At 71.7% G+C, this 17,245-nt stretch carries 14 protein-coding genes and 1 tRNA gene; 7 read left to right on the top strand and 8 right to left on the bottom strand.

All coding sequences use genetic code 11. The features are described from left to right. Positions 1–193: 193 nt before the first annotated feature. From ABD208_RS13705 to ABD208_RS13695, 3 genes are all read left to right on the top strand, one after another. Positions 194–1,420 carry a sugar ABC transporter substrate-binding protein gene (locus tag ABD208_RS13705; protein ID WP_344103776.1) on the top strand — a complete coding sequence of 409 codons (1,227 nt, stop codon included), beginning with the start codon at positions 194–196 and terminating at the stop codon, positions 1,418–1,420. Between the two features lie 102 nt (positions 1,421–1,522). Further along, a complete protein-coding gene (locus ABD208_RS13700; RefSeq protein ID WP_344103774.1) occupies positions 1,523–3,106 on the top strand; it encodes an ABC transporter permease subunit in 1,584 nt (527 codons plus the stop codon). Next, complete coding sequence (locus ABD208_RS13695) at positions 3,106–4,047, top strand: sugar ABC transporter permease (RefSeq protein WP_344103772.1); 942 nt, start codon at positions 3,106–3,108, stop codon at positions 4,045–4,047. The genes ABD208_RS13700 and ABD208_RS13695 overlap by 1 nt, the downstream gene beginning before the upstream one ends. 31 nt (positions 4,048–4,078) lie before the next feature. On the opposite strand, the gene dnaG is transcribed toward ABD208_RS13695, so the two are convergent. Next, on the bottom strand, positions 4,079–6,037 hold the full coding sequence (dnaG, locus tag ABD208_RS13690) for a DNA primase (protein ID WP_344103769.1): 1,959 nt from the start codon (positions 6,035–6,037) through the stop codon (positions 4,079–4,081). A gap of 136 nt (positions 6,038–6,173) precedes the next feature. On the opposite strand from dnaG, the gene ABD208_RS13685 reads away from it, so the two are divergent. Continuing rightward, positions 6,174–6,407 (top strand): DUF4236 domain-containing protein, encoded by a 234-nt coding sequence (locus ABD208_RS13685; RefSeq protein ID WP_344103766.1) that lies wholly within the window; start codon positions 6,174–6,176, stop codon positions 6,405–6,407. Between the two features lie 100 nt (positions 6,408–6,507). Here ABD208_RS13685 and ABD208_RS13680 read toward each other — a convergent pair whose 3' ends face one another. The 3 genes from ABD208_RS13680 to ABD208_RS13670 all read right to left on the bottom strand — a co-directional run bounded on the left by ABD208_RS13680 (position 6,508) and on the right by ABD208_RS13670 (position 10,486). Next, positions 6,508–7,581, bottom strand: coding sequence for a lytic polysaccharide monooxygenase auxiliary activity family 9 protein (locus tag ABD208_RS13680; RefSeq protein ID WP_344104160.1), 1,074 nt, complete (start codon positions 7,579–7,581; stop codon positions 6,508–6,510). A gap of 135 nt (positions 7,582–7,716) precedes the next feature. Then, complete coding sequence (locus tag ABD208_RS13675) at positions 7,717–9,006, bottom strand: deoxyguanosinetriphosphate triphosphohydrolase (RefSeq protein ID WP_344103764.1); 1,290 nt, start codon at positions 9,004–9,006, stop codon at positions 7,717–7,719. Between the two features lie 22 nt (positions 9,007–9,028). Continuing rightward, positions 9,029–10,486: an MDR family MFS transporter gene (locus tag ABD208_RS13670; RefSeq protein WP_344103761.1), complete on the bottom strand. Its 1,458-nt coding sequence runs from the start codon at positions 10,484–10,486 to the stop codon at positions 9,029–9,031. A gap of 205 nt (positions 10,487–10,691) precedes the next feature. On the opposite strand from ABD208_RS13670, the gene ABD208_RS13665 reads away from it, so the two are divergent. Then, complete coding sequence (locus ABD208_RS13665; protein WP_344103758.1) at positions 10,692–12,137, top strand: M20/M25/M40 family metallo-hydrolase; 1,446 nt, start codon at positions 10,692–10,694, stop codon at positions 12,135–12,137. A gap of 68 nt (positions 12,138–12,205) precedes the next feature. Here ABD208_RS13665 and ABD208_RS13660 read toward each other — a convergent pair. The 4 genes from ABD208_RS13660 to ABD208_RS13645 all read right to left on the bottom strand — a co-directional run bounded on the left by ABD208_RS13660 (position 12,206) and on the right by ABD208_RS13645 (position 14,956). After that, positions 12,206–12,278, bottom strand: a tRNA-Asn gene (locus ABD208_RS13660). A gap of 174 nt (positions 12,279–12,452) precedes the next feature. Continuing rightward, positions 12,453–12,956, bottom strand: a complete 504-nt coding sequence (locus ABD208_RS13655; RefSeq protein WP_344103755.1) for a hypothetical protein — start codon at positions 12,954–12,956, stop codon at positions 12,453–12,455. A 10-nt stretch (positions 12,957–12,966) separates the two neighbouring features. Then, entirely contained in the window at positions 12,967–14,106 is a 1,140-nt protein-coding gene (locus ABD208_RS13650; RefSeq protein WP_344103753.1) for an AI-2E family transporter, read from the bottom strand. A 286-nt stretch (positions 14,107–14,392) separates the two neighbouring features. Further along, entirely contained in the window at positions 14,393–14,956 is a 564-nt protein-coding gene (locus ABD208_RS13645; protein ID WP_344103751.1) for a histidine phosphatase family protein, read from the bottom strand. A gap of 141 nt (positions 14,957–15,097) precedes the next feature. Here ABD208_RS13645 and ABD208_RS13640 point away from each other — a divergent pair, with 141 nt between their 5' ends. Next, positions 15,098–16,651: a hypothetical protein gene (locus ABD208_RS13640; RefSeq protein WP_344103749.1), complete on the top strand. Its 1,554-nt coding sequence runs from the start codon at positions 15,098–15,100 to the stop codon at positions 16,649–16,651. A gap of 57 nt (positions 16,652–16,708) precedes the next feature. Further along, on the top strand, positions 16,709–17,104 hold the full coding sequence (locus ABD208_RS13635) for a hypothetical protein (protein WP_344103747.1): 396 nt from the start codon (positions 16,709–16,711) through the stop codon (positions 17,102–17,104). Positions 17,105–17,245: the final 141 nt, after the last annotated feature.

Below are 17,245 nucleotides of genomic sequence, written 5' to 3'. Positions count from 1 at the left end.
TTTCGTCGTCGAACCGTTCCATGACCGCCGTCGCCGGATGCGACCACGGCCCGACCTGCGCCGCGGCAGACCGATGCTGAAACTTTATCGCAAGAACTTGCAAACCTCCTTGCAGCGGCTCTACCGTCGCACTCACGAGATCGGAATCAGGTCCGCGGCCACCGGGTCGTGGCCGTGAACCACGGGAGAACCGATGCGACGGAGCATCCTGACGGCAGTCACCGCCGTCACCGCAACGCTGGCGCTGGCCGCGTGCTCGGCCGGCGAGGAGCCGGCGAGCGAGGAGTCGTCGGCCGCGCCGGCGCTGGAGGGCAGCCTCACGGTGTGGGTCGACGAGACCCGGATCGACATCTTCAAGGAGCTCGCCGCGGACTACAAGGAACAGCGCGGCATCGACCTCGAGGTCGTCCAGAAGGCCTCGGGCGACATCCGCGAGGAGTTCGTCCAGCAGGTCCCCACGGGCAAGGGCCCGGACGTCGTCGTCGGCGCCCACGACTGGACCGGCGAGTTCGTCACGAACGGCGTCGTGCAGCCCGTCGAGCTCGGCGAGAAGGCCGGCGAGTTCTCCGAGGTCTCCGTCGCCGGCTTCACGTACGACGGCGCCGTGTACGGCGTGCCCTACGCGGTCGAGAACATCGCCCTGGTCCGCAACGACGACCTCGTGGCCGAGACGCCGGGGACGTTCGACGAGCTGCTCGCGCAGAACGACGAGACCGGCGCGAAGTACCCCGTCGTGATCCAGCAGGGCGAGGAGGGTGACGCGTACCACCTGTACCCGCTGCAGACCTCGTTCGGCGCCCCCGTCTTCGCGCAGAACGACGACGGCTCGTACAGCACCGAGCTCGCGCTCGGCGGCGACGGCGGCACCGCGTTCGCCGAGTACGTCGCCGAGCTGGGCGACGCGGGCGTCCTCGACCCGGCGATCGACGGCGAGAAGGCCAAGCAGCTGTTCCTGGACGGCAAGACGCCGTACATGGTCACCGGCCCCTGGTACGCGAGCGAGTTCACGGCCGCGGACATGAACATCTCCGTGCTCCCCGTCCCGAGCGCCGGCGGCGAGCCCGCCCAGCCGTTCGTGGGCGTGCAGGGTGCGTTCATCAGCGCCAAGACGCAGAACGCGCTCGTCGCGAACGACTTCGTCACCAACTTCCTCGGCTCGGCCGACGTGCAGCTGCGCCTCGCCGAGGCCGGCGGCCGCGCCCCCGCCTCGACCGAGGCCGCCGGCCAGGTCGACGACGAGATCATGAAGCAGTTCTCCGAGGCCGCCGGCACCTCGCCGATGCCCTCGATCCCCGAGATGGGCTCCGTCTGGCAGTTCTGGGGCGTCACCGAGGTCGAGCTCATGACGGGCAAGTCCAAGGACCCGGCCGGCTCCTGGACGGCGATGGTGGAGAACATCCAGAAGGCGATCGACGGCTGAATCTCGGCACCCAGAGACCGATGAGGTCCAGGTCCGGCCCGGCCACCGCGGATCAGCGGTGGCCGGGCCGGGCACGGGCCCGCGACTGACGAAGAGGCGACGATGACCGAGGTTCCGCTCGGAGGTCCGGCCGCGCGCACCGGGCGGGGGAGCGACTCCCACGCCCGCCGCGTCGGGCCGGGCTGGTACGTGAAGATCATCCTGATGGCGGCGGTGAACGCCCTGGGCCTGTACGGGGCCTGGAGCGCCGTCGTGGTGGGTTCGTGGGGCGTCGCGGTGTTCCTGGCGCTCGCCGTGGCGGCCGCGGACTGGGTGTACTTCAGCCGGCGCATGCTGCCGGGGAAGTACCTGTACCCGGGCCTGCTGTTCCTGCTGGCGTTCCAGCTGTTCGTCATGCTGTACACGGGGTACGTGGCGTTCACCAACTACGGGGACGGCCACAACTCCACGAAGCAGGACGCGATCGCCGCGATCTCCGCGCAGAACGAGCGGCGCGTGGAGGGCTCGGCGACGTATCCCGTCACCGTCGTCGAACGCGACGGCGAGCTGGGGCTGGCGATCCTGCGGGACGGGGAAGCGGTCGTCGGCGACGCCGATACGCCGCTCGAACCCGCCGCGGGATCCGACGACGGCGCCCGCGTGACCGCCGTCGACGGCTGGACCACCCTCGACTTCGCCGCGCTCGTCGAGCGCTCGGCGGAGATCACCGAACTGCGCGTCCCGTTCTCCGACGATCCCGCCGACGGCGGCCTGCGGACGCAGGACGGCTCGCTCGGCTTCGTCGCCGCGCCGCGTCTCGTGTACGACGACGCCACGGACACGTTCACCGACTCGAGGAGCGGCGCCACCTACGCACCGGACGACCACGGCAACTTCGTCTCGGCCGGCGGCGAGGCGCTGACCCCAGGCTGGCGGGTCGGCGTGGGCCTCGAGAACTTCACCGCGATCTTCACCGAGAAAGGCCTGGCCGGTCCGTTCCTGCAGGTACTGGTGTGGACGTTCGCGTTCGCGGCGCTGTCGGTGATCACGACGTTCGGGCTCGGACTGTTCCTCGCGATGGTGTTCGACGACCCGCGGGTCAAGGGCCGGAAGGTCTACCGCGCGCTGCTGATCCTGCCGTACGCGTTCCCGGCGTTCCTCGCCACGCTCGTGTGGCGCGGGATGCTGAACGAGCGGTTCGGCTGGGTCAACGAGGTCCTGCTGGGCGGCGCCGACGTGCCGTGGCTGACCGATCCGCTGCTCGCCAAGTTCTCGGTGCTGGCCGTGAACCTGTGGCTGGGCTTCCCGTACATGTTCCTCGTGTGCACGGGCGCGCTGCAGTCGATCCCCGGCGACGTCGTCGAGTCCGCGCGGGTCGACGGCGCGAGCCGCCTGCGGACCATCCGCTCGATCGTGCTGCCGCTGCTCATGGTGTCGACGGCGCCGCTGCTGATCTCGTCGTTCGCGTTCAACTTCAACAACTTCGCCCTGATCTACATGCTGACCGGCGGCGGGCCCCACTTCGAGGGCGCGCCCGTGCTCGTGGGGCACACCGACATCCTCATCTCGATGGTGTACTCCGTGGCGTTCGAGTCGGGCGTCAAGCAGTACGGCCTGGCCAGCGCGGTGTCGCTGCTGATCTTCGTGATCGTGGGCGTCATCTCGTGGCTGGGATTCCGCCGCACCCGGACCCTGGAGGAACTCTGATGAGCGCGGTGACGAGGGCAGATCGGGCGGCGTCGGGCCGCGACGCGGCGTCGGGCCGCGCGGACCGGTACACGATCCGGCACGACACGAGCCCGCGCGGGCTGGCGTGGTGGGCCGAGATCGGCTGGCGGCACGTGGTCGGGCTCGTGATGGTCGTGATCTGCGTGGTGCCGCTGCTGTACGTGATCTCGGCGTCGCTCAACCCGTCCGGGACGTTCACCGGGTCGAACCAGCTGTTCCGGGAGGTGGGCGGGGACAACTACGCCGAGCTGTTCGGCACGAACTTCTGGCTGTGGTTCGGGAACTCGTTCGTGGTCTCCAGCGTGTCGGCGATCGGGACGGTGCTGATGGGCGGGGCCGCGGCCTACGCGTTCAGCCGGTTCCGGTTCGCCGGGCGGCAGGCGTCGCTCACGGCCCTGCTGCTGGTGCAGATGTTCCCGCAGATGCTCGCGGTGGTGGCGATCTTCCTGGTGCTGCTGACCCTGGGAGACGTGATCCCGGCGCTCGGCACGAACTCGACGCTGGCGCTCATCGCCGTGTACCTGGGCGGTGCGCTCGGCGTGAACACGTTCCTCATGTACGGGTTCTTCAACACCGTCCCGCGCGAGATCGACGAGGCCGCGAAGATCGACGGCGCCGGCCACGCCCAGATCTTCTGGGGGATCATCCTCCGGCTCGTCTCCCCGATCCTGGCGGTGGTCGGGCTGCTGAGCTTCATCGGCACGTTCGGCGAGTTCATCATCGCCAAGACGGTGCTGCAGTCCCCGGACCGCCTGACCCTCGCGGTCGGCCTCTACCAGTGGGCCTCGGACGAGCGGAACGCCCCCTGGGGCCTCTTCTCCGCGGGCGCGGTCCTGGCGGCCGTCCCGGTGGTGATCCTGTTCCTCTTCCTGCAGAAGTACATCGTCGGCGGCCTCACCTCGGGCGCCGTCAAGGGCTGAGGCGCCCCGGGACAGCCCCGCCGGGCGCTCCTCACGCGGTCTCGCGGAGGGCCCGGCGGGTGCTTTCTATCCGGGTGAGCTCGGCGAAGGCCGCCTGGTAGGCCTCGAAGTCCGCCGAGGGGTCGAGGCGCTGGAGGCGGCTGCGGGCCTGGGCGATGCGGCGGTTGAGGCCGAGGTCGACGAGGCCGCGGACGACGCCCTCCACGAACCCCGGGATGGCCGCCTCGCGGTCCTCCGGGAGGTCGGCCACGGCCAGTCGCGTCACCAGCGGGGCGACGACGTCCGGTGCGCGGTCCAGGACCTCGTCGACCCAGGCGGCCGGGCCCACGGCCTTGCCCGTCACGGCTCCGCCGGCGGCCACGACGGACTCGTGCACGGCCCGCCACGCCGGGGTCAGGAAGGCGTCCGGTCCCAGCTCGTCGAAGGTCTCGGGGACGTGCTGCGGATACTGCAGGACGACGGCGAGCGCGAGGTGCTCGGCGCGCGCCACGGGGTCCCGCGGGTCCGGGGCCGGCAGGCCCGGCGGCGCGGGCGCCTCCCCGCCGCGAGGCTCGCCCGTCCCCGCGGTGCCGCGCCCGGCGGCCGTCGTCGTCCCCGAGGAGCGGTCCGGGCCGGAGTCGCGCGCCGGCGTGCTCGCCGCGCGTTGTACCTCGCGTCCCACCGTGCGCTCGTCCATGCCGAGCCAGCCCGCGAGCATGCGGACGTACTCCGGGCGCAGCGCGCTGTCGCGGATGCCCGCCACGCGCGGTGCCGCGGTGCGGAGCGCGCCGACCCGGCCCTCGGCCGTGTCGAGGTCGAAGCCGTCGAGGTCCGTCTGGATGACGAACTGGAACAGCGGCACGCGGCCCTTCACCAGCGACTTGACGGCCTCCGGGCCGCGGGCCAGGCGCAGGTCGCAGGGATCCATGCCGTCGTCGGCCACCGCCACGAACGTCTGGGCGTAGAAGCGCTGGTCCTCGCTGTAGGCGCGGTTGGCGGCCTTCTTGCCCGCCTCGTCGCCGTCGAACGTGAAGATGACCTCCCCGCCCAGCGACGTGCCGCTGCGCAGCTGCAGCCCGCCGCCCACGGCCGTGTCGCCCATCAGGCGGCGCACCACCTTCGCGTGGTCCGCGCCGAAGGCAGTACCGCACGTGGCCACGGCCGTGGTCACGCCCGACAGGTGGGCCGCCATGACGTCGGTGTAGCCCTCGACGATGACGACCTGCTTGTCCTTCGCGATCTCGCGCTTGGCCAGGTCGATCCCGTACAGCACCTGCGACTTCTTGTACAGCGGCGTCTCGGGGGTGTTGAGGTACTTGGGCCCCTGGTCGTCGTCGTACAGCCTGCGGGCGCCGAACCCGATCACCCCGCCCGTGACGTCGCGGATGGGCCACACCACGCGACCCCGGAAGCGGTCGTAGACGCCGCGCTGGCCCTGACTGACCAGGCCCGCGGCGAGCAGCTCGTCGCGCGTGTAGCCGCGGCCCTGCAGATGGCGCGTCAGGTTGTCCCAGCCCTGCGGCGCGTAGCCGACGCCGAACAGCTCCGCGTCGGCGCGCTCGAAGCTGCGCTCCGCGAGCATCCGGCGGGCGGGCGCGGCACCCGGCGTCATGAGCTGCTCGGCGTAGAACTCCGCGGCGACGCGGTGCGCGTCCAGCAGGCGCTGCCGCTTGCCCGGCTCGTCCCGGGGGCGCTGCGGGCCGCCGTCCTCGTACCGGAGCTGCACGCCCACCTGCGCCGCGAGATGCTCGACGGCCTCGGCGAACCCCATGCCGTCCATCTTCATCAGGAACGTGAAGACGTCCCCGCCCTCGCCGCAGCCGAAGCAGTGGTAGCGCCCCACGCTGGGGCGCACGTTGAAGCTGGGGGAGCGCTCGTCGTGGAACGGGCACAGTCCCTTGAGCGAGCCGACGCCCGCCGGCTTGAGCGTGACATGGGCCGAGATCACCTCTTCGATGCGCGCGCGCTCGCGGACCTCGTCCACGTCCTCACGCCTGATGATCCCCGCCACGGCCACGAGTCTATGCGGCGACGGGGACGCCCGGGCCGGGCCTTCCGCAGGCGCTCCGGCGGCCGGCGACGCGCCGACGCAATACCTGGATTTGTCGCTGTACATCGGACCGATACTCTTTGCCCAGAGTTCAGCCGTGGACGTCCTGGTCCGTGGCACATCGCTGGAGAGGGAGTGGGCAGTCGCCATGTTCGGCGGAAACATCCGGTACCGCAAGAGGCTCGCGCTCGGGCCGCTGAAGTTCAACATCACCCAGAAGGGCCTGTCGTCGATGAGCTTCAAGCTCGGCTTCTGGACGTGGAACTCCAGGACCAAGAAGCACTCGATCAACCTGCCCGGCGGCCTGAGCTGGATCAGCAACAACAAGTGAGCCCCGCCCGGGGCGCACGGCCCCGCACGGCAGCGCAGAGCCCCTGGTCACGGAAACCGTGACCAGGGGCTCTGTCGTTGTCCCAGCTAGCTGTCGGTGCTCAGCCCTGCGCGCAGGTGGCCGAGACCGTGCTCGGCGAGCCGGAGGCGATGAGGCCGAAGCTCGTCGACTGCCCGGCCGCCAGGTTCCCGTTCCACGAGACGTTCTTGAACGAGGTGCCGGACTGCGTCGCGTTCCACACCTGGCTCACGGTGGCGCCGGTGAGGCCCACCGTCCAGCCGGAGATCGCGCTCGGACCCGCGGTCACCTTCACGTCGGCCTGGTAGCCGCCGCTCCACGAGTTCACGACGGTCACCGCCGCGGTGCAGGCGAGGCCCGGGTTGGACGGCGTCGGCGTCGGCGACGGCGAGACCGCGGTCGGGGACGGCGTCGGTGACGGGGAGACGGCCGTCGGGGACGGCGTCGGGGACGGCGACGGCGACGACGTGGATCCGCCGAAGTTCACGTCGGAGCAGTCGTAGAACGCCTCGGGGCTGTCCGAGCGCTCCCAGACCGAGAAGATGATGTGACGGCCCGACTTGCCGGACGGCAGCTGCGCGTTCCAGTAGTACTCCGCGCCTTCCGGCCCGCTCTGCTTCGGCGGGTTGACCGCCGTGTGGAACGGCTCGACATCCGACCACTTGAGCGGCTGGCTCGGGTCCCAGCCGTTCTTGGTGACGTACAGCATGAACTTGCCCGGGTGGGCGGCCCATGCCGCGTACCGGAAGGTGACCGTCTGCCCCGACTGGACCGACGTCGCCGGCCAGGCCGTGCCGCCCGGGCGCATGCCGGCGAACTCGGCGTGCGCGCCGCACAGCTTGCCGTCGGGGACGGCCGTCTGGTGCTGGCCCGCCGCGTTGGAGACCAGGTTGCCGAACCAGTTGTAGAAGGCGTAGTTGCCGTACTGGTCCAGGGCCGCCTTGCACATCGAGTTCTGCGGGTTCAGGCCGCCACCGCTGCCGTTGTCCACGCCGTCGCGATAGCAGGTGTACGACCGCGACATCGGGAACAACGTGGTCCCGTGGGCCTTGGCCTCCTGGGGCGCCGGGTCGGCCACGACCACGAGCATCGCCCCGAACAACGCGAGCACGGCGGCGAGGACCACCGCGCGCACCCGCGTGACCTTCTTCGTCATCGCTGTCACTTGTTTCCACTCCTTTGTCGGTACAAGCCTCCGGCCAGAGTGGAACGGCGCGTCCGCGCCGCGGTAGCGGACGAATCATTTAGGTGCGGTTGTCCGACGACGCCGGGCGCGCCCGCGCGTCGCCTCTCAGCTGCCCGGCTGCGTGAGCCGTACGTGCAGCGCCATCGCGGACAGGTCCGTCAGCGACGCCACCTGGTCGATCACCACGCGCAGCCGGGCGGCGTCGTCCGCGGCGTCCTTCCAGTCCGCGGCGAACGGGCCCTCCAGCTCGTCGGGCGCGCGCTCCGCGAGCACCCGCACCAGCTCCGTGACGATCTCCCGCTCGCGCTCGTAGCGCCGCTCCATCCCGCGCGGCGCCATCACGTAGGTGACGGCGATTCCCTTGAGCGCGAGGATCTCCAGCTCCGTCTGCTCCGGCACTATGAGCCGCGCCGCGTAGCGGGTCAGGGGCCCGTCGCCGTACTCGGCACGCGTCGCGGACACCGCGGCGTCCACGAACCGCCCGATGAGCTGGCTCGTCATGTCCTTGAGCGACGCGCGCGACCGCCGCGACCCGTCGTAGGCGCGCAGCAGGTAGCCCTCGCCGCGCAGGTAGTCCTGCAGCCGTCCGAGGGCCGCGTCGATCGCGTCGGCCGAGTACCACGTGCCGTACCAGGACCGCACGTGCTCGGCGACGCGCGCCCGCTCCTCGGCGTGCGCCATGAGGTCCAGGTCGATGCGCCCGGCCACCACGCCGTCCTCGACGTCGTGCACGGAGTAGGCGACGTCGTCGGCCAGGTCCATGACCTGTGCCTCCAGGCACTTCACGCCGACGGGCGCGCGCGAGCGCAGCCAGTCGAAGACCGGCAGGTCGTCGGGGTAGACGCCGAACTTGCGGCTCGGCTGCCCGTCGGGGCGCTCGGGCCCGGCGCCGTACGCCCACGGGTACTTCACGCTCGCGTCGAGGCTGGCGCGCGTGAGGTTCAGGCCGACCGGGCGCCCGTCGTCGGCGAAGATCTTCGGCTCGAGGCGGGTCAGCAGCCGCAGGGTCTGGGCGTTGCCCTCGAACCCGCCGATGGACTCGGCGAGGTCGGCCAGCGCCGTCTCGCCGTTGTGCCCGAACGGCGGGTGGCCGAGGTCGTGCGTGAGGCAGGCGGTGTCCACGACGTCGGGGTCGCAGCCGAGGCTGCGGCCGGTCTCGCGGCCCACCTGCGCGACCTCGAGGGAGTGCGTGAGCCGGGTCCGGACGAAGTCGTCGTGACCCGCCCCGAGCACCTGCGTCTTCGCGCCGAGGCGGCGCAGGGCGGAGCTGTGCACGACGCGCGCGCGATCGCGCTCGAACGGCGAGCGGGCGACCGATTTCGGCGGTTCGGTGACCCACCGCTCGACGTCGTGGACCGTGTACGACGACGGCGCGGGCAGAACTGGCTCTTCCACGCCCACCACCGTAGTGGTGCCGTCAGGCACCAGGGGATTCCGGCTTGTCACCGGGCATGCACAGCACGGCCACGAGGAGCAGGGCCGCGGTGACCGCCGTGGCGGTGAACACCAGGGTCATCGCGTGGGCCAGCCCGGGGCCCGTGGGTGTCCCGTCCGCGCCGATCGCCGCCAGCGCGTTGACGACGGCGCCGAAGACGGCCACGCCGACGGCGGACCCGATCGACCGGGAGAACATGTTGAGCCCGGTGACCGCGCCCCGCTCGTGCCAGGGCGCGCTGGTCTGCGCGGCGATGAGCGTGGGGACGGCCGTCATGCCCATCCCGGCGCCGATGAGGAACGTGGTCGCGGCGACCTGCCAGACGGCGGCGTGCTCCCCCAGGAGCAGGGCGGCGAGCACGGAGCCGGCGAGCACCAGGGACGATCCGATCAGGCCGGTCGCCCGGAACCCGATGCGCAGGTAGAAGTTGCCGGAGAACGTCGCGGTGAGCGGCCAGCCGATGGTCATCGCGGCGAGCGCGAACCCGGCGGCCAGCGGCGTGGCGCCGAGCACCCCCTGCGCGTAGATCGGGACGTAGGTGGACAGGCCGAGCACGATCACGCCCACCATGAACCCCGCGACGGTCGAGGCGCCGATCACGCGGCGGCGCAGCACGCGCAGGTCGAAGACGGGATGCGCGGTGCGCAGCGCCCACCAGGCGAACCCGCCGAGCAGCAGCGCCGCCAGGGCGTAGAGGCCGACGGTGAACGGGAGCGCGAGCGAGGCGCCCTCCAGCAGGCCGAGCAGCAGGGCCGTGCTTCCCGCGGTGAGGAGCGCCGCGCCGACGTAGTCGATGGGCTCGCGGGCGCCGTCGCGCTCCGGCTCGTGGAAGCTGCGCCACAGCATGACGGCCGCGAGCAGGCCCAGCGGCACGTTGATCCAGAAGATCCACCGCCAGGAGGCGAACTGCGAGAACACGCCGCCGAGCGCGGGCCCGACGACCGAGGCCGCGGCCCAGACGCTCGCCATGTAGCCCTGGGTCTTGGCGCGTTCGGCGAGGGTGTAGACGTCGGACACGATCGTCATGGACATCGGCATGACGGCGCCCGCGCCGAGGCCCTGCACCACGCGCCCGACGATGAGCCAGGTCATGGAACCGGCCACGCCGCACAGCACCGAGCCCAGCAGGAACAGCACGATCCCGGCCAGCATCATCCGCTTGCGGCCGAGCACGTCCGCCAGCCGCCCGTACACCGGCACGCTCACCGCCTGCGCGAGCGTGTAGACGGAGAACAGCCAGGGCAGGCGCTCGAAGTCGCCGAGCTCGCGGGCGATGGTCTGGGCCGCGGTCGCCAGGATGGTGGCGTCGAGGGCGACCAGCGCGGCCGCGAGCATGAGGGAGCCCAGGATCGGGCCGCGCTCGGAGCGCAGGCCGACGCCGCGCAGGGTGACCGGGGCGCCGGGTCCGGCGGACACGGCGGGCGTGGACGCGGACGTCATGCGGCGGCGCCGGCGTCGCCGGGGATCAGGGTGTGCACGCCCGGGGGAACGTTGCCCGGGGCACGTGCTATTCCCGGGGCACCGGGTGAAATCACCTCCTCTGTGGCGCATGCCACGCGAAGTGCACCTACGATCGCGAGCAACGCGACCGCCTGGCACGACGACGTGCAGTCGCGAGGACACCCCTGACACACAGGAGGCAGTTGTGAAGGCAACCCGATGGATTCCCGTGCTCGCCACCATGGGCCTGGTCCTGGGAACGACGGTCACGGCACCGGCCGTGGCCGCACCCGAGGTCCCGCCCTCGCTCGAGGACCGCATCCGGACCGACGGGGTCGTGCGGCACCTGGAGGCGTTCCAGGAGATCGCCGACGAGAACGGCGGCAACCGGTCCATGGGCACGCCCGGCTACGAGGCCAGCGGCGCGTACGTGGAGCGGCGGCTGCGCGCGGCCGGCTACGAGACCGAGCGGCAGTACTTCGAGGTCGAGCAGTTCACGGTGACCGACCTGTCGGTGACCGTGCCGGGCGTCGAGCTCGACCCGATCGCCATGACCTACTCCCGCAGCACGCCGGACGCCGGTGTCACCGCGCCGGTCGTGGTCCCCGCGATCGCCAACGGCTGCGCCGTGGCCGACGGCGGCTCGGGCGACCCGTGGGCCGGCGTGGACGTGGCCGGCAAGATCGCCCTGATCCAGCGCGGCACCTGCACGTTCGGCGCCAAGTCCCGCACCGCCGCGGCGGCCGGGGCGGCGGCCGTGATCATCTACAACAACACCGCCGGCACGCTGAACGGCACGCTCGGCGGGTCGGACCCCGCGCTCGCGCCGACCGTCGGCGTCACCCAGGCGGAGGGCGAGGCCATCCTGGCGGCGCGGGCCGCCGACCCGGCGCTCCAGGCGTTCTTCGACCTGCAGGCGGTCGAGGAGACCAAGCAGACCTTCAACGTGCTCGCCGAGACCTCGTGGGGCGACGCGGGCAACGTCGTCATGCTGGGCGCGCACCTCGACAGCGTCGAGGAGGGCGCGGGCATCAACGACAACGGGACCGGCTCGGCCGGCATCCTGGAGACCGCGATCCAGCTGGCCAAGGTGGGCCGGGCTGAAGCGCTGCCGAACAAGGTGCGCTTCGCCTGGTGGGGCGCCGAGGAGCTCGGGCTCCAGGGCTCGAACCACTACGTGGCGAGCCTGTCCGCCGCCGAGCAGGACGACATCGCGCTGTACATGAACTTCGACATGATCGGCTCGCCGAACTACACCATCGGGGTGTACGACGCCGACCAGTCGACGTACGAGGCGCCCGTCACGGTTCCCGAGGGTTCCGCCGCCGTCGAGGCGGCGTTCACCGGCTACTTCGACTCGGGCGACCAGCCGTGGGTCGACAGCCCGTTCTCCGGCCGCTCCGACTACCAGGGCTTCATCCTGGCCGGCATCCCGGCGTCGGGCCTGTTCACCGGCGCGGACGCCATCAAGACGGATCAGGAGGCGGCGATCTTCGGCGGTACGGCGGGCATCCCGCTCGACCCGAACTACCACTCCGCCGCCGACGACCTCACCAACGTCGACACCGAGGCGCTGACCATCATGTCCAAGGCCATCGGCCATGCGACGCACGAGTTCGCCCGGAGCACGGACGCGGTCGGCGGGAACTGATCCCAGGGCCGTCGTAGCAAGCACCGTGGGCCGGAACTCGACGAGTTCCGGCCCACGGTTTCTGTGTGCTCCCCCGACTGGATTTGAACCAGTGACCTGCCGATTAACAGTCGGACGCTCTGCCAGCTGAGCTACGGGGGATCAAGGCCGTTCACCCGGTGCCCCGGGCTGCGACCTGGAAAAGAGTAGCAGGTCCCTCGCGGTGTCCTCGAACCGAAATCCGCCGCCGCGGAAGCGACCTGCATCACAACATCGGGTGCCCCTGACCTGCCGCGGCCGGAGGGTTCCGGGCGCGACAGGTCAGGGGGCAGCTGCTCAGGCGGGGAGGCCGACGGCGGAGCGGGCGGCGGATTCCGCCGCGTCCACCGCGGCCGCGACGCCCGGGTCCGCCAGGTTCAGGTCCGCACCGCCCACCACCTGGGAGAACATCTCGCCGTCAGCCCTGCGCCGGATCGCTACCCGGGCCGAGCGGCCCTGCGGCAGCTCCACCGGGGCCGCGTGCACGACCGACCACTGGACGCGCTCGCGCAGCGTCTGCGGGAACGTCGTGGGCACGCCGGGCACGAGCCGCAGCACAAGGGGCGCGAAGCCGTCGACCCACTCGACCGTGATGGTGCCGGTCTCCGGATCCGCCGCCGCGCGGTCGACGTCGCACCACTCGCGCCGCACGACGACGTCGCCCGCCTCGACGACCACCAGCTCGCTCCGTGCGGCGAAGGCCCATCCGCCGGCGAGCCGGGCCCGGGCCAGCGGCCTGCCGACGCCGGAGGTCCGCAGAGCCCGGCCGACGTTGTCGGGCAGACGCGTGAAGAGTCCCATGACCGCCACGTTACTGCCCGGCCGCCGGGCGGTCGGCGTGCGGCGTCGGCGCGCCCGCGGCGTCGTCGGCGATCTCGTCCGCGGTGACCTCGTCATCCGTGTCGGGCCGCCGCAGGCGGCGGAACACCGCCCACAGGACCGCCGTGAGCGGCACGGCGATCACCGCGCCGAGAAGGCCGGCGAGCACCGTGCCGCAGGTGATGGCCAGCGCCATCGCCACGGGGTGGAGGTTCACCTGCTTGCCGGTGATGAGGGGCTGCAGCACATTGGCGTCGATCTGCGCGATGACCGTCATGCCGATGGCGACGATGATCGCGGCCTGCATGTCGCCCGTCGCGAGCGTGACCACCGCGCTGATGACGATGGCCGCGACCGGGCCGATCATCGGCACGAACACCGCCATGAACACCACGACAGTCAGCGGCAGCGCGAGCGGGTTGCCCATGATGCTCAGGAAGATCCCGGCCATGGTCGCGTCCGCCAGCGCCACGAACGCGATGCCGCGCGTGTACCCGGAGAAGGTGCGCCATCCGGCGTCGCCGCCGGCCTCCCAGCTGCCCTGGAGACGGACGGGCAGCTGCGCCACGAACCAGCGCCAGATCTGGTCGCCGCCGCTGAGGAAGAAGATCGTCAGGAACATCGCCAGGACGACGACGGTCGCGCCCGTGCCCGCGAGGTTCGCCCCGGCGAGGGCCTGGTCGATGACGGCGCCGCTGTTCGCCTCGAACCAGGTGCCGGCCTCGCCGAGCCATTCGTCGCTGGTGGGGACGTCGAAAGGGAGCTGCTTCGCGAGCGCGTCGAGGCCGGAGGTGAGCTGCTCGGACAGGTCCGCCCAGCGGCTCGCGATCGTCGAGACGACGTAGGTCGTCAGGCCGCCCACGACCACGAGCAGCGTCAGCAGCGAGGCGAACATCGCGAGGCCGCGGGGCAGGACGCGGTCGTAGAAGTTGCCCAGGGGGAGCAGGACAGCGGTCAGGACGAGCGCGAGGTACACCGCGACGAAGACGATCTGCACCAGGCTGATCAGATAGACGACGCCGACGATCACCGCCGCGATCCCGAGCAGGCGCCAGGCGGCGTCGCCGGCGTCGCGGACCCAGCCCCGGGGGCCGGAGGTGTCTGCGGTCGGGTCGGTCACGTCGTCGGTCACGGTGCCATTGTGTCGGACATCGGGTCCGGCACCCGGTCCGGCAGCCCGGCTGGTGTCTCTGGCCTCGGCAGCGGGGCCCGCGGGCTCCGCGCTTCCGGCCTCCTGGCCGGCGTCCCGTACCGGCGCGTGGGTGCTCATGAACGCTCCTGTCCTCGTGTGCTCGGGTGTCGCTCGCACGTGTCCGGGGAAATGTACCGGTTCGCCGAGCCGCGAGACAGCAGGCGCCGGAGAACGGCGGATTCCGGGGGCGAGGGACAGCGGGTACGACGACGCCGCGGCGCGGGACTCAGCAGTTCCAGCGCAGGATCACCGGCCTGGCGTGCTCGTACCCCAGCACCGAGATCGTCGCGGTGTCCAGGCGGAGCAGGCGGCCCTCGGTGGCGGGCAGGCCGAGCCACCGCGCGGCCAGGACGCGCAGCGAATGGCCGTGGGCGAAGGCGAGCGTGCGCTGGTCGCCGCACACGCGAGCGCGCTGGACCACCTTGTCGAGCCGGGCGCCGACCTGGTCGGCGTTCTCGCCGCCCGGGCACGAGTGGGTCCACACCGACCAGTGCGGTACCGACTGCTGGATCTGCGGGGTGGTCAGCCCCTCGTACTCGCCGTAGTTCCACTCGGCGAGGGCGGGCTCGACCTCGGCGTCCTCGTGTCCCGCGAGCTCGGCCGTGCGCCGCGCACGGATCAGCGGGCTGGTGAGGACCTGCCGGAACTCGACGTCGTCCAGCCGTTGCCGCAGGGCGATCGCCTTCTTCTCGCCCTCCGGGAGGAGCGGCAGGTCGGTCGACGACGTGTGCCTGCCGTTCTCGCTCCATTCGGTGGGACCGTGACGGACGAGCCAGAGTTCGTCGGACATGTGGTCAAGCGTGCCAGGGTTCGGCACGACTCGCCTGACGGGAAGGCTGGTGCGGGATCCCCCGCACATGATTTCCTTGGGGCCGGGAGGGGTCCCGCTGACCTCCTGTGACGATGGCACCATCGACCGGGAGGCCCTGTGATGACCCCGCTGCGCTCCACCCTCCTCGCTGCCGCGCTCAACCTGAGCGGCCTGGGCGTGGGATACCTGTTCCTGGGCCTCCCGTGGCTCGCCGTCGCACACGTGGCGGGCCTGGTGATCTGGTGGTTCGTGTCCGACGGCGGGGTGGGCGGGATCGTCTTCCCGGTGGCGTGGATCCTGGTGGGCGTCGTCGCCGCCGCGGTGCTCGGCGGGCGCCGCTCGCCCGCGGCCGTGCCGCCGGGCGTGGTGCCGCCCGGCGCCTACTTCGCCGGCCCGGTCCCGGTGGTGGCTCCCGGCCGGGGCCGGTGGCCCGTCCCGGTCGCGGCCACGACCGCCGTCGTGCTGGTCGTCGCGAGCCTGACCGCCGTGGGCGTCTACAACACCGCGGCCGCGAGCACGCTCGGCGCCGCGCGGGACGCGCACACGCAGGGCGACTGCGAGCAGGCCATCGAGGACCTCGGGAACCTGTCCGACGGCTTCCTCCGGCACAACCTGACGGCCCCCGCCGACGAGGTCGGACAGGAGACCGGCGCCTGCTGGATCCTGCAGGACGCCCGCGCCCAGCGGTCCGACCCGGAACGCGCCGTCAGCACGTACGACGACTACCTCGCCCGCGACGGCGTCCGGTTCGCCGGCGCCGCCGACGAGCAGGCGCTCGCGCGCCTCGACAACGCGGACCGGCTCGCGGGACACGGCGACCGCGAGGCCGCCGTCGCGGAGCTCACGACGGTGGCCGGGTCCGGCCTCGCGGCCGCGAGGGAGGTCCCGGGCAGGGTCGGCGCCATGTACGACGACGCCGTCGGCGGCGCGGACGGCGACTGCGAGATGTCCGAGACCCTGGAATGGTTCGCCGATCGCGACGAGGACGTCGTGGCGGACGTGTCGGCGACGGCCCGCCGCGAGCTTCCCGGTGCCCTCCTGGACTGCGCGAGCGACCTGTTCTCGCGCGCCCGCGAGAGCGTCCGGGACGATCCGCGCGACTACGACGCCGGCCTCTTCGACAAGGCGCGGTCCCGGGCCGGGCAGCTCCGGGCGGACTTCCCGGGTACTCCCGCGGCCGGCAGGGCCGAGACCCTCGTCAGCCGCATCGACGAGGCCGCGGGACGTGCCGCGGACCGTCGCCGGGAGCTGAAGATCATCGACGACATCAAGGCGACGACGGGCGGCAAGCTGGAGCAGCCGCGTTCCTCGGGCTCCTCGGGGAGCGGCTCGGCTCAGGTCGTCGTCGAGAACGGCTCCGCCGAGACGCTGGAAGTGCTGTGGACGGGCCCGACGACGGGCAAGGTGCGGATCGACCCCGGCGACTACGGCGACGACTGCACGGACTACCGCACACGGCCGACCGAGAGCATCACGCTCCCGTCCGGCGACTACACGGTGGTGGTCCAGGCGGTCACCGACAGCGGCGTCGTCCCCTTCAAGGGCAACTGGAGCATGGGCGCGGGGACGCGCTACGGGGAGTGCTACTACATCAAGTCCTCGTACGGCGGCTACGACCCGTTCGCGGACATCGACCCGCTCGACGACTTCGGCATCGAACCGATCGAGCCGTAGACCCGTCACGAGCCGGCTCGACGCCGTGCATCCGACTCTCGAAACAGGTAACGGCCGATGTCCTCGATGCAGCCTCCCGCCGAAGGATCCGTTCCCGGTCCGCCCGCTGTCCAGCCGCTGAAGCGCTCTCCCGCGGGCAGGACCGACCGGGACCTGACGATCGTTCTGATCATCCTTGCGCCGGTCGCCTGTGCGCTCGCCAGCTTCTGGGGGTTCTTCTCCGTCTCAGCCGCCGGCGGTTGCAGTGCCGACACCTGCAACGGGACGCTGATCAACCTGGGAATCTGGACGATGGTCGCGGGTCCGTGGGTTGTCTGGATCGTCTCGGGCATCTGGGCGATCGTCCGTCTGGCTCAGAACAAGACCGGCGTCGAGGTCATGGCGAAGGGCATCGTCGTGGCGGTTGCCCTCTACGGAATCGGCAATTCCCTGATGTTCCTGGGAATCAGCTGAGGCGCCCCGTGTACCGAGCGCACAGGGCGGGCAGGGCGCGCACGGCGCTCGGATCTCCAGGGAATCTTGGACGTCAGCCAGGGATGGATGGCTACGCTGCAGGTCATGTGCTGGTATGCGGAGATCAGGCCCCGGGTGCAC

Source organism: Myceligenerans crystallogenes (assembly GCF_039529775.1).
GTDB classification, from domain to species: Bacteria; Actinomycetota; Actinomycetes; order Actinomycetales; family Cellulomonadaceae; genus Myceligenerans; species Myceligenerans crystallogenes.
This window is presented reverse-complemented; position numbering and strand designations above follow the sequence as displayed.